Annotated in this window: 13 protein-coding genes; 4 read left to right on the top strand and 9 right to left on the bottom strand. The window is 34.5% G+C overall.

Annotated elements, in window-relative coordinates; translation table 11 throughout:
• Nucleotides 1-235: 235 nt before the first annotated feature.
• Complete coding sequence (locus QWY92_RS07470; RefSeq protein ID WP_290269858.1) at nucleotides 236-826, bottom strand: HupE/UreJ family protein; 591 nt, start codon at nucleotides 824-826, stop codon at nucleotides 236-238.
• A gap of 263 nt (nucleotides 827-1,089) precedes the next feature.
• On the opposite strand from QWY92_RS07470, the gene QWY92_RS07465 reads away from it, so the two are divergent.
• The 3 genes from QWY92_RS07465 (at nucleotide 1,090) to QWY92_RS07455 (ending at nucleotide 2,891) form a co-directional block, all read left to right on the top strand.
• Entirely contained in the window at nucleotides 1,090-1,608 is a 519-nt protein-coding gene (locus QWY92_RS07465; RefSeq protein WP_290269857.1) for a hypothetical protein, read from the top strand.
• Nucleotides 1,609-1,641: 33 nt separating this feature from the next.
• The gene (locus QWY92_RS07460; RefSeq protein WP_290269855.1) at nucleotides 1,642-2,406 is read left to right on the top strand and encodes a sulfite exporter TauE/SafE family protein; all 765 of its coding nucleotides are present in this window, start codon (nucleotides 1,642-1,644) and stop codon (nucleotides 2,404-2,406) included.
• A 65-nt stretch (nucleotides 2,407-2,471) separates the two neighbouring features.
• Complete coding sequence (locus QWY92_RS07455) at nucleotides 2,472-2,891, top strand: TM2 domain-containing protein (RefSeq protein WP_290269854.1); 420 nt, start codon at nucleotides 2,472-2,474, stop codon at nucleotides 2,889-2,891.
• A gap of 112 nt (nucleotides 2,892-3,003) precedes the next feature.
• On the opposite strand, the gene QWY92_RS07450 is transcribed toward QWY92_RS07455, so the two are convergent.
• Genes QWY92_RS07450 through QWY92_RS07440 form a run of 3 tightly spaced genes read right to left on the bottom strand, consistent with a single transcriptional unit; the run spans nucleotide 3,004 to nucleotide 6,663 of the window.
• Nucleotides 3,004-4,848, bottom strand: coding sequence for a GNAT family N-acyltransferase (locus tag QWY92_RS07450; protein WP_290269853.1), 1,845 nt, complete (start codon nucleotides 4,846-4,848; stop codon nucleotides 3,004-3,006).
• A gap of 31 nt (nucleotides 4,849-4,879) precedes the next feature.
• Nucleotides 4,880-6,130: an aspartate kinase gene (locus tag QWY92_RS07445; protein WP_290269851.1), complete on the bottom strand. Its 1,251-nt coding sequence runs from the start codon at nucleotides 6,128-6,130 to the stop codon at nucleotides 4,880-4,882.
• A gap of 47 nt (nucleotides 6,131-6,177) precedes the next feature.
• A complete protein-coding gene (locus QWY92_RS07440; RefSeq protein WP_290269849.1) occupies nucleotides 6,178-6,663 on the bottom strand; it encodes a GNAT family N-acetyltransferase in 486 nt (161 codons plus the stop codon).
• Between the two features lie 122 nt (nucleotides 6,664-6,785).
• Between QWY92_RS07440 and fbp the strand changes: the two genes are divergently transcribed.
• Entirely contained in the window at nucleotides 6,786-7,793 is a 1,008-nt protein-coding gene (gene fbp / locus QWY92_RS07435; protein WP_290269847.1) for a class 1 fructose-bisphosphatase, read from the top strand.
• 10 nt (nucleotides 7,794-7,803) lie between these two features.
• On the opposite strand, the gene QWY92_RS07430 is transcribed toward fbp, so the two are convergent.
• From QWY92_RS07430 to QWY92_RS07410, 5 genes are all read right to left on the bottom strand, one after another.
• Nucleotides 7,804-8,934: a T9SS type A sorting domain-containing protein gene (locus QWY92_RS07430; RefSeq protein WP_290269845.1), complete on the bottom strand. Its 1,131-nt coding sequence runs from the start codon at nucleotides 8,932-8,934 to the stop codon at nucleotides 7,804-7,806.
• A gap of 77 nt (nucleotides 8,935-9,011) precedes the next feature.
• The gene (locus QWY92_RS07425; RefSeq protein WP_290269843.1) at nucleotides 9,012-10,214 is read right to left on the bottom strand and encodes a T9SS type A sorting domain-containing protein; all 1,203 of its coding nucleotides are present in this window, start codon (nucleotides 10,212-10,214) and stop codon (nucleotides 9,012-9,014) included.
• 1 nt (nucleotide 10,215) lies between these two features.
• Complete coding sequence (locus QWY92_RS07420; RefSeq protein ID WP_290269842.1) at nucleotides 10,216-11,241, bottom strand: right-handed parallel beta-helix repeat-containing protein; 1,026 nt, start codon at nucleotides 11,239-11,241, stop codon at nucleotides 10,216-10,218.
• Between the two features lie 131 nt (nucleotides 11,242-11,372).
• Nucleotides 11,373-12,311 carry a hypothetical protein gene (locus QWY92_RS07415; protein WP_290269840.1) on the bottom strand — a complete coding sequence of 313 codons (939 nt, stop codon included), beginning with the start codon at nucleotides 12,309-12,311 and terminating at the stop codon, nucleotides 11,373-11,375.
• 14 nt (nucleotides 12,312-12,325) lie between these two features.
• A complete protein-coding gene (locus QWY92_RS07410; protein ID WP_290269839.1) occupies nucleotides 12,326-13,288 on the bottom strand; it encodes a DUF6175 family protein in 963 nt (320 codons plus the stop codon).
• Nucleotides 13,289-13,299: the final 11 nt, after the last annotated feature.

Raw genomic sequence — 13,299 nt, 5'->3', positions numbered from 1 at the left:
AGCATTATGGCGTTACCCTCATTAGAATATTTAGGCTTTAAAAGGTAACAGTTGGCCTATTCGGGTCGGGCTTTCCGCTGTATCTTTTTTGGTTTATAATCCTGCTTAGGCAGCAATACAAACCAAAAAAGGATGCCGCATCAATCCCTAACGCAAAACCATTGTTCGGTAAAACGAATATAGTTCCATTGTATTTTAATTACAACCCTTGAAAGTTAAAGTTTTTAAAAAAGAATTAAGATAAAAAACTACTGTTCAGTATCATCGGGATCACTAATCCAACCACAACAGCCGAAATAACCATAACCCAATCGCGCTTAGAAAACCTAAAAATGGTTTGCACTAAATACCCTAAAAACAGCACGATAAACACAATAATTATTTGTGCTAATTCTATACCTAAAGCGAATTCTAATAATAATATAATTTTATTATCGCTATCGCCAAGGAACATTTTAAACTCCCTAGCAAAACCTAAACCATGTATTAAACCAAAAAACAATGTGGTTAAAAACAATACACCCACTTTTTCTTTTTGAGCGCCTTTTCCTGCCGTAAACACATTAAAAAGTGCCGCAATAAGTATGGTAATCGGAATTAAAAACTCGACCATAGCGCCGTTTATACTAACAACACCATAAGCCGCTAAAACCAAGGATAAGGTATGTCCCAAAGTAAACATAGAAACCAATAGAAACACGCGTTTCCAGTCTTTAAAGGTATAAGCTACCGTAAGCACTATTAGAAATAAAACATGGTCGTAAGCATTAATATCAAGCACATGGTTGATACCATATTCCACATTAAACCAAAAATTTTCAAGCATATCAATTACAATTTAGGGGGTTTAACCAAACAAATTAAAAAACATACAAAAACAACTATAATTACATAGCGTTCCGTTTTAAAATCATTGGCGTGCTCCAAATATACAATTAATTTAAAAACGTTTATTCATTTTATAGCCCAAGTATCCTGTATTGTTTCCAACGCATACCCATCATAAATAGTCTGCCAATTTACTCTAAGATTTAGCGAAACATTAAGTATTAGTATATATTTGTATTTTATATTTATAATTAGCTCACAATGAAACTAAAACTTATAATTACTCTAAGCATACTCCTTTCGTTTGTAGCTTGTAAAAAAACACAAGACGCCGACACAGAGGTTGTAACTGAAGAAAAAATATCTCAAGATATTACAGAAAAAGCCATTTCTAAATTAAAATATATAGAATACGCTTTAGATATCAAAACAAAAAAAGCAATTGAAGACTGGCAAGAGTATTTTCAGTTAGAAACTGTAATTAACGATGTAAAAAAAGCCGATTTAACTTTTTTCTACGATAACGATAAAAATATTAAAAAGCTTTTAAGAGATTTAGTTAAAGATATTCCGGAAGCCGTAAATAGCCCATCCACCATTGCTAGAATAGCAGCACTAGAAACGCATCTTTACAAATTAAAAAGTTTATCTAACCTTAGTACAACAAGCAAAAAAGAATTGCTTTTAGCTATACAAGATTTCCTAAAATCGTTTTCGAACCTCAACTTTCAAATGAATCAAAAAATTGAGGCCGATGGTATTATCATCCTTAAACCATAAATTGAGATTTAACATTTCCAAAACCCTTTTTTATTGTCTTATTTAGAAATTCTCAATTCCTTTAATCTTTCAACCTTACAATGGGCTGCCATTGCTTTTGCGGTATTCCTTCTAGGGTTATCAAAATCTGGTATTAAAGGCATCGGTATTATTATCGTTGTGATTTTAGCTTTTGTTTTTGGCGAAAAAGCATCTACCGGCGTTTTGCTTCCGATGCTTATTTGTGCCGATATTTTTGCCGTTATTTACTATAATCGTCATGCTCAATGGGGTATTATTAAAAAACTTATTCCGTGGATGATTGTTGGTGTACTTGTTGGCGTTTGGGTTGGTAACGATATTTCCGAAATGTTATTTAAAAGACTCATGGCCATCATTATTATTGGCTCGGTTTTTATAATGATTTATATGGAACGTAAAAAATCGGTTATTGTACCCACCAACAAATGGTTTTCTACCGGTACTGGTTTTTTATCGGGTTTTACAACGATGATAGGTAATTTAGCCGGACCTATTTCTAACATTTACTTTCTTGCCATACGCTTTCCTAAAAACGAATTTATTGGTACCGCGGCTTGGTTATTTTTCATCATTAATGTGTTTAAACTTCCGTTTCATATTTTTGTTTGGGGCACAGTTACCAAGGAAACATTAGTTTTAAATTCGGTATTAATTCCTGCTGTAATTATTGGTTTTTTCGTGGGTGCTTACATTGTTAAACTTATTTCTAATGTAAATTACCGCCGTTTTATTTTAATAGTAACCGCCATTGGAGGTTTAATCATGCTATTCGGATAAAAAAGCCGTTGTGTAATGCGCCAATTTTTTTATTACATTTACAGTCTAAATCTAATTACAATATAATGTCAGAAGAAAAAAATTTAGGCGACGACCTTAACGAAATGTTAGGAGACGCCAAAAATGGTGCTAAAAAAGCAGCTGGAGAAGCAAAAGAATTTGCAGGTGAGGCTAGAGAAAAAGCAAAGGAATTTGCAGGTGAAGCTAAAGAATCTGCTTCAGAATTTGCAAATGGTGCTAATCAAGTACTTGCTAGCGAAAACAAAAAAATACTAGCTGGTGTTTTAGCTCTATTTCTGGGATACTTAGGTGTTCATAAATTTATTTTAGGATACACTAAAGAAGGTATTATTCAAATTGTAATTACTTGTGTAACTTGTGGTTTAGCAGGTATTATTCCTTTTATTGAAGGCATCATCTATTTAACAAAATCGGATGAAGATTTTTACAATACTTACCAAGTAGGAAAAAAAGGTTGGTTTTAATTACAACGCAATAGATTCCATTATTTGATATACTAAAAAAGCTGAAACATATTTGTTTCAGCTTTTTTTTATTTGTTGTTTTCTTAATTTTCTATGGGCGAAATAATATGTTTTATTCTGAATCTGTATTTGTAGTTCCTGTAAACTTCCGTTCTAATTCGGCTTGAAACTCTTCCATTACAGGACGCACGGTACTTTGTGGTAAATCGGCAATTTTAATATACATCAAACCATCAACCGCATTATTAAACAACGGATCAACATTAAAAGCTACCAAACGTGCGTTTTGCTTAATGTACTTTTTAAGTAACACCGGCATACGCAAAGCTCCTGGTTCTATTTCATCTATAATTTTATCAAACTTGTTTAAATCAGCTTCGGTCTCGTCGAAAACAAAATCCTTATCGGCATCTTTCAACTTCACTTTAAATTCCTTTTTTGGGTGCACATATTGCGCAATATACGGATCGTAGTAATGCGATTTCATAAACTCAATCATCAACGATTTTGAGAAATTAGAAAATTGATTACTAATACTCACTCCACCAATTAAAAATTTATGCTCCGGAAAACGCAATGTGGTATGCACAATACCTTTCCAAAGTAAAAATAAAGGCATTGGTTTTTGTTGATATTCTTTAATAATAAAAGCACGCCCCATTTCAATAGATTGGCTCATCATTTTATACAATTCGGGCTCAAAGCGAAATAAATCTTGAAGGTAAAATCCGTCAATACCGTGGGCTTCGAATATTCTAGAACCTAGTCCCATGCGGTAAGCTCCAGCAAGTAAATTGCGTTCGCGATCCCATAAAAACAAATGGTGATAATATTGATCAAAACTATCTAAATCTGTCGCCTCGTTTGTGCCTTCCCCAACTTCTCGAAAGGTAATTTCTCTCAAACGTCCTATTTCACTGAGAATATTCGGGATTTTTTCAGCTTCAGCTAAAAATACTTCGTAATTCTTACTTTCTAAAAGGCGGCCATCATTATTTCTTAGCGCTTCAACCTCATTAATCATAACCTTCGAATCTACCGGAGTTACAATATTCTTAGGCGCTTTCGCTGTTTTTAATGTTGAAGAAATACTTTCTAAAATTTTCGATTTTTTCTCGAAAGCATTTGCCAGCATGTATGTTTTCTTCCTTAAAAAATTAGAAAAATCGTCTAAAGAAACATGCTCTTTTTGATCGGTAACCGAAATAGGTTTTCCTATTCTCACTTTAATAACACGTCGTTTTTGACTTAAAACCTCCGATGGAAGTTTCGCTGTTCTAAAGACGTCGCTAATTTTAGAAAGGCGGTAAAACAACTTACTATTTTTAGCATGAAAATATATAGGAACCACCGGAACTTCGGCACGTTTGATTAGTTTTAAAGCCGATTCTTCCCAAGGTTTATCGATTACTAATTTTCCATCTCTATAAGTTGAAACCTCTCCGGCAGGAAATAAACCTAACGGATGGCCACCACGTAAATGTAGAATAGAATTTTTAAAACCAGCGATGCTCGATTTTGCGTCTTTTCTATCCTCAAAAGGATTTACAGGCATAATATAAGGCTGCATAGGCTCAATGCGGTGTAGCAAAAAATTAGCTATTATTTTAAAATCGCTGCGTTGTTCTAACATTAATTTTAAAAGTAAAACACCATCGATACCACCAAGTGGATGGTTGGAAACCGTAATGTAAGCGCCTTCTTTTGGGAGGCGTTTTAAATCTTCTTCAGGGATTTCGAATTTAATTTGAAATTCTTCTAAAATTTTATCTAAAAACTCGATGCCTTCGAGATGATTATTACGCTTATAAAACTTATCTATAGCCGATATTTTAAGCACTTTCATAAGCGACCAACCAACAAAAGTACCAACAAACCCGTATTTATCTAGGTTTATTGCTTTAGCGACTTCTTTGGCGGTGACTAAGCCTTTTTTCTCTGAGTTTGCGTTGGTCATGGCTGCAAATGTAGTAAAATAAAATATGTTTTTAAGCGGTAACTATCTGTACGATTTCTGGTGTTAATTGCTTTAACAGCACTGTTTTATTGGCCTCTATCTTATTAATAGACATCTCATTATAATGCCGAATAGTGTAAAGCGATACATTTTGGTTACAAACTACTTTAAATTTTGATTTTAGGTGGTGTAATAATTTATCGAGATTATCGAATATATTATCAATACAAACCGAGAAACTTATGGCAGAATTTTGAATAACATCTACCTTCATCTTATACAAATGTAACAGATTGAATATCTCACTAATATTCTCTTCAACAATATATGAAAAATCTAAGGATGATATAGAAATTAATATTTGATTTTTTTTAACGATAAAACAAGGCACTACAGGGTTTAGTGTCGCATTTTTACTAATTTTAGTTCCCATAGATTCGGGCTCCAAAAAAGATTTTACATAAAGCGGGATTTCTTTTCGTTGTAAAGGCTGTAATGTTTTTGGGTGAATTACCGATGCACCATAAAATGCGAGCTCTATGGCTTCTCGATATGAGATATTAGTTAGCAACTGCGCATTATCAAAATAACGCGGATCGGCACTTAAAACACCTGGTACATCTTTCCAAATGGTAACACTTTCGGCGTTTAGGCAATATGCGTAAATAGCCGCTGTATAATCGCTGCCTTCTCTCCCCAAAGTAGTGGTGAAATTATTAGCATCGCTTCCTAAAAAACCTTGTGTAATATTTAAAACAGAGGTATTAAAGCTACTTGAAATTAATTGTTGCGTGGCTTCCCAATTTACATTAGCTCGGCGGTAATAGTTATCTGTTTTTATATGATTTCGAACATCTACCCAAATATTATCCAAACCAATTTGATTTAAATACGCACTGATAATAGTTGTAGAAACCAGTTCACCAAATCCAATAATTTGATCGTAAACAAAATTGTAATCGGGCGATTTATTACTCGCCAAAAACTGATTTAACTCAGAAAAAAAATCATTTATTTTTTTGAAAACTCCATGATTTTCATTTGGAAACAAATCGATTAAAATTTCGTTATGAAATTTTTTAACCTCCTGTAAACTACTTTGTAACTCCGGTTTGTTATCAAAATAACTTTTAACAACACGTTCTAAAGCGTTTGTTGTTTTTCCCATGGCAGAAACTACAACCAATGTGTTTTTATAACCTGTTTTTTGCAAAACGGAAGCTACATTTTTGACACCGTTGGCATCTTTTACCGAAGCGCCACCAAATTTAAAAATCTGCATTTAATGCGGTTTTATGTATTTATTATTTCAGTAAAAAATAGTACTGATTAGTTTTTTATATTCGCTATATAGTTGTTAATTCCAGCTTCATCCAACTGCACTACATCCCAATCGCGCATAACGTTTGCACCCTTTTTTTCGTAGAATGCAATGGCTGGTTCGTTCCAATCTATCACTTCCCAGTTAATACGTTTTACGCCTTTACTGTGCCCGTACTTCACCACTTGATCTAGCAATGCCGTACCTAAACCGGAGCCTCTCATTTTCTGACTTACAATTAAATCTTCTAAATGAATTATTTTTCCCTTCCAGGTAGAATAACGATTATAAACCAACGCGATACCTTCTACTTTATTTTCCACCTCAGCAACAAAACATTGAAAGGCTGGTTGTGGGCCAAAACCATCATTTTCTAGATCTGTTAAAGTAACTTCAACAGCATCAGGCTCTTTTTCGAACACAGCTAACTCATTGATTAGGTGCAGAACCTGTAACATATCCTCTTTATTTGCTTTTCTTATTATAAAATTCATAACGATTATTAATGTTTTTCAAATATACCTTAAAGTTCAAGATGTTTCAATACATAACTTTCACGAAATCGTTGTAGTTTGTTAATTTTTATAGATATTTGTACAAACTAAATAAAAACTTTATGTCTCACAAAAAACAAACTTTAGGAGAATTTATCATTGAAAATCAATCTTCATTTAAATACTCTTCGGGTGAATTATCAAGCCTTTTAAACTCTATTAGATTAGCAGCAAAAGTTGTTAACCATGAGGTAAACAAAGCCGGATTAGTCGATATTATTGGTGCTGCCGGTGATACGAACATCCAAGGTGAAGATCAACAAAAACTAGATGTTTACGCCAATGAAAAGTTTATTGCAACACTTACCAAACGAAATATTGTTTGTGGTATTGCTAGTGAGGAAGAGGACGACTTTATTACGATTAATAGTCAAGATGAAAATCATCAAAACAAATATGTTGTATTAATCGACCCTTTAGATGGTTCGTCTAACATTGATGTTAACGTATCAGTTGGAACTATTTTTTCAATTTACAGACGTGTTACTCCGGTTGGAACACCTGTTCAGCTTAAAGATTTCTTACAAAAAGGCGTTGAACAAGTTGCTGCTGGTTATGTGGTTTATGGCACATCGACTATGTTAGTTTATACTACAGGTGATGGTGTTAATGGCTTTACTTTAAACCCTGCTATTGGATCGTTTTATTTATCGCACCCCAATATGGAATTTCCAGAAGATGGAAACATTTACTCTGTAAACGAAGGGAATTATATTCATTTCCCGCAAGGCATAAAAGATTATATTAAATATTGCCAGCAAGAAGAAGATGACAGACCTTACACTTCTAGATATATTGGATCTTTAGTATCCGATTTCCATAGAAATATGATAAAAGGAGGCATTTATTTATACCCACAAAGTTCGAAAAACCCGAATGGAAAACTTCGCTTACTTTACGAATGTAATCCAATGGCTTTTTTAGCCGAGCAAGCTAACGGTTTTGCTAGTGATGGTTTTACACGAACTATGGAGGTTGAACCTACCGAACTACACCAACGTGTTCCGTTTATTTGCGGAAGCAAAAACATGGTTAAAAAAGCCGAAGAATTTATGAGGAATGCTAAATAAATAGCACGCCTTACTTATCAATAACTAAGCGTTTGGTTGTTTTTGTATTTTGATTTTCAATGGAAAGCAAATACATGCCATTAGTTAACAACGCGGTATTTACGGTATTACTACCTACAGTACTTTGTTGCGATATTAATTGACGACCATGGATATCAATCACCGATAAATTGCCGCTTATATTCGTTTGCACATTTACATGGTTTTGAGCTGGATTTGGATACACTCTAAATTCAGCTTTTGCTATGTTTTGGGTTGATAATGTGGCACAACTTGGGTAAGTTCGTCGATCTCTAGAGGTATTAACCCAGTTGCCAAAAAACCAAGCCTGAGTAATAGTTTCTGTTGGATTTCCATCCGCATTATTTGTTCTAGACAATAGTTCCTCATTGTCATAAGTATCTCCGTTCCATTTAGTTTTCAAAGTTTCAATTAAAAACTCATTACTATCATAGGTATAATGTCGCAACCTATCATTTCCCCAAGCAGATCCATTCCAATCTTCCGTTTTTAAAGTTGCCGCTAAACCACTAGAATACGAATATGTTTCTAGAGTATTATTAACCCAATTTTGAATAGATGTGCTCCATTCATAATTGGTTACTACATTTAGCGTTTCGTCTAAATTATAAGTGTATTCTATTTTCGAATCGTTCACCCAATCATTACCCGATTCCCCCCAATCTTGCTCAATTTTTTGAATCATTAAACCCTCCGAATTATATGCCCTTGTTTCTCTATCACTAGGTTCCCAAACACCATTAATCCAATCCGAACCAATAACCTCTGTAATATTACCATTAACAACTGTAAATACGGTTTGATAATTATCTTCCCATGTTTCAGCCTCATCATCCCAATACTTAGATAATGAGCCTGTTGGCTCATCTTGAGCATTATAATTTACAGTAACAAAACCTACATCTTCTAACATTTCGGTTCCTCCAAAATCAATCACTTTGCTAAGTATTGTTGTGGGCAAACACGCATTACTAAACGTGTAGGTTAATTGAGAAAATACGTTCCAATTAACACCATCCCAAGAATCTGTTTCCCATACTTCAGGAACATCAATAGTATTAGTTTGTGCATAAATAGGGTTCAATATAAGTAAGCCGATAAAGAGTAGTAGTTTTTTCATAATTATCACTTTTTGAAGATTAATAATGAAAAGAGGTTGATGGCATTTAACAACAACAAACAACCTCTGTTTATGTATTATTTTTTAATTATTCGGAAAGAAGCCTGCCCTAAAGTGGTTTTTAAATTTAGAATATAAAGCCCGCTAGTAAGGTGCGATAATTCTAAATTTTTCATGTTTTCTGAACTAGAATACACGACCTGACCAATGTTATTATAAATTTTTACTTCGGAAAGGTTACTGTTAGCATTCACCTCAATAGTTAATTCATTTTCAAAAGGATTCGGATAAATCTTTGTTGTTTTAAACAACGCTTCATCAACAGATAATCCAGTCTCTATAGTAAATTCTGCCGTATCATAAATAGACCAATCGCCACTCGAATCTTGTACACGCACATAAAACCGATGCTCGCCTACTTCTAAACCTGTGGTATTAACATTTATCATTTGTGAGCTGAGTGAACCTTCGGTAAAAGAAACCTCAGTGCCACTTCCAATACCAGGATCTTCATCTATAAAATACTCTGCTTTTGTTATTTCATCTGGTGTAAAATCGAAATCTTTGATATATATAATCTGCCTGTCATACAAACTCCAATGGCCCGCGTTATCTTGAGTTCTGATATAAAAACTATGAAACCCATCAGCCAAACCCGCTGTAGGGATAGAAAACACCTGATTTAACTGTCCCGAATTGGCATCAACTGCCAGAGCTGTGCCGCTACCAACGCCTTCATCTTCATCAAAAAAATATTCCGCAGCAGTAATGGTATGCGAGTTAAAATTAGTGATATAAAACGTTTCTCTATCGTATAAACCCCAATCGTTATCATTACTTTTTGTTCTAATGTATAGACTATGAAATCCGTTAGACAATTCAGTTGTTGGAATCGTGAATATTTGTGTTAATACACCCGTACCTGCATCTATAGCAAGAGGAATGCCGTTTCCAATACCCGGATCTATTTCAAAAAAATATTCGGCAGCCGTAACATGATATTCAGATAAACCTCTAACATAAAAATGTGTTCTGTCGTATAAACTCCAATCATTATCACTACTTTTTGTTCTAATGTACAGACTATGAAATCCATCTGAAAGTTCAGAAGTAGGAATAGTAAAGGTTTGAGTAAGCGCACCTGTATTGCTAGCTGTTGTTAGTTCAGTGGCTAAACCTACACCTGGATCGTCATCAAAAAAGTATTCGGCCAAAGTTATACTTTGCGACATCGCTGTAAGGCTGCACAAAGTAAAAACTAAACATAAAACCTTTTTCATGTTAATTGGCGTTAGTGTTTATAGTAACGCTTAAATTTTCACCAGTTGCCACACGATCGGTAATGCTGGTAATTTTAACCGTTGGAATACCGTTAGAATACCCATAATTATTAAAAATAAACGGTGTTCCATCGTATAAGCCGATATCTACACCATTGGCTCCTGCTCCAATAGCTGGTGAGCCTAGCTTGAGGTGATAGTCATCTCCAGCACTAAAAAGAGCATCATCATTATCTTCAACAAAAAGCGGGTTTTGATTATTTAGGTTATTATCGCCATCTAAATCATCAAGGTTTCCTGAGCTTCGATTATATGCTAAACAGTATTCGTACCGAACCCCAGCACTATTAACACCGAGTGTACTATAATAATGTCTATAGATAATGTTGTTTTGCACTGTTAACATGCCTGTAGAACTATTATGGTTTACAATTTGTCTGCTTCCATTAGTGTTTGAAAAAATATTATTTTTAATAGTCGTACTATCATGGTTATACACATACAGTGCACCTGTAATAATATTATTTGTTATAATGGTATTTGTATATGCATTTTGAGAATTATTATTCGTGCCAATAGCATTAATAACATTTCCTCTGATAATCACATTATCAACGCCACCATTGCCAAAATATAAAGTGGATGAAATATAATTATTTTCAATACTAAGCCCTGATAATTGGTCCACACTACTAGAATACACACTACCTGTTACATAAAAACCAGACAGCTTTGAATTGGACGAATTTGAGCTAAAATTAGCACTGCTTATATAAGTAAGCTTGTCGGTGTCACTATGTCCAAAACCAATTAATGTAAGTTGTTTATTAATAACAACCTCGCCATAGCTAGTGATAGATGCATGTACGTAAATGGTATCGCCTGCACTTGCTGCGGAAATAGCTCCTTGCAGACTATTGTATTGTGCATTTGCGCCTTGCGTGTTATCTACGGTTAAAACATTTTGGGCATTTACTTGATATACAAAAAGTAATGCCATTACTAAAATAGATAGTTTTGTTTTCATTGTGTTCGTTTTAATGGATTAATGAATTGTTTAATACTATCAAATGATTACTAGAGGGAATAACTTTATTTACTTAAAATGCTTTTGACTGAGCGATGTCTTCCGAGAGGGAAATCATCAACTCAACTTGATTAGTACCACCCTCTAATATTATAAGTGGGTTGCTGATTTAAACCTTGAGCTACGCCAATATCTCTGGCCGATTGGATACGTGATCGTTCAACATCTAATTCTTTTAATTTATATTGCCAATCGCGATCTAAAAGCTCCTTAGTTTTTACGCGTTCGGCTATGTTTTTATAAAGCGCTTTTACTTCATTAAAACAATCTGCTTGAGGCTCAATACTAGCTAAAATTGCGCCAGCTGCGTTAGCTGCATTCAAATCTTGGTTTGCAGACCAAATACTATTGGCTTCATTCAGCTTACGTTTGCAACTCACATTAATTGCTTTCGTATAAACTGAACTCATTTTACCTTTTACCTTATCGAAACATTGACTCACTTCTGGCACACCTGCTAAGACCCCTAAAGCTTCTTCGTATTGGTTTCGAGCACTTAATCCATCTACTTTTTTAAGTACCAAATCACAGTTATTATTATAATACTCAATAACGCGCTCTTTGCCTCTTTTTACAAAATCTTGCAATGTTGGGCTTTTGGGTCTAATTTGTCGAACAGCAGCGATATAAGCCTTATTCTCGTTAGTACCAACCCCTTTTGCAGAAACCGTTTCGCTAACGTAAAGTGTACCATCAATACCATCGCCAATATAAAAGGTAACTTCTAAATTTAAGGCTACTTTGGGCGGAGCACTAGGCACCACATCTTTGCTTAACACCGCTATATTTGGCGTAATTATAAAGCGTGAATTATAGCTGGTATCACCAATACCTTTTTGCGTAATAATCTGACTCAATTTGTTGGACAACATTTTTTTAGCTGCTAAGGGCATATTTTCCACTTGACTTGGCACATAAGACCCAATAAAAATGCCATCGTAATTTATATTGTCTTGAGCCACTAACACTAATGAACTCACAAAAAACAGAGTATATATTATTTTTTTCATTGCTTCAGTTTTAATTATTTTCCTCCTAAAATTATAGTCGCTCTACCCAAACCTTTCATCACTAATTTATTAGGAATATTGTATGGTGCATTCTTTAAAAACTTAGAGAGTTCGTTGGTGTATCTTCGTGCATCAATAGCTCTGTTTTGATCGTTGTAAAGCGGTATTCTAACTTGCTCGAATAAAGCCATACTTTCGGTCATGTCCGTAGTGCTGAATCGACCGTTTTTCGTGTTAGCTGCCAACCAGTCTTCAATAATATAACCGAGCTCTTCACCATCATCACCATATTCAGTTTCTAAATCGCCATCCCAATCGTCCCATTTTTGAATTCGAACAATAATTTCTCTTCCGTTTTCAAACATATCATCAAAATGCGCTTGCAGGCGCTCGGTAAATTTATCCATGTGCGCCAATACAGCTTCAGAAAGTAAAACAGGTGTTTCCGCAGCAAAAGATGGCGCTCCAGTGCCGGCAGCCGTAGCTATTTGTTTATCAGTATAAGCATCTAAACCTTGAAGGTTGAAAGTGATGGATTTCTTGGGTCCCGTTTTATTTACTACCCAAGTGAGTTGCATAATAATATCTGCTTTGGCTACTTTTTTTAAGGCATCTATAGGGCTTTCGCTTACACCACTACCAGCATCTTTAGATACACGCATATTGTCTTCCGCAGCATTCGATTTAAGTGTTTTTATAGCCGATTCCATATTTTTCAACGGAAAACCTCTATCTGCCATCATGCCATTAATTTGACTGATAACTAAAAGCACATCGGTATCTTGTTGAAAGGCTTTTTGATAATCGGGTATTTGCACCATTGTGCCTTGATCGTCAAAATTTAATACATAACCATTTTTTATACACCAAGCATCACTGGGCACCACCATTAGGGTTGGTTTTTTCGCCTGACCAAAAACGAGTATTCCTAAAAGGAAAAAACAAATTGTAATCTTTTTTTGTATCTGTAATTTCATAATCATTATTT

This window comes from Algibacter miyuki (assembly GCF_030409805.1).
In the GTDB taxonomy this organism is placed as follows: domain Bacteria; phylum Bacteroidota; class Bacteroidia; order Flavobacteriales; family Flavobacteriaceae; genus Algibacter; species Algibacter miyuki.
This window is presented reverse-complemented; position numbering and strand designations above follow the sequence as displayed.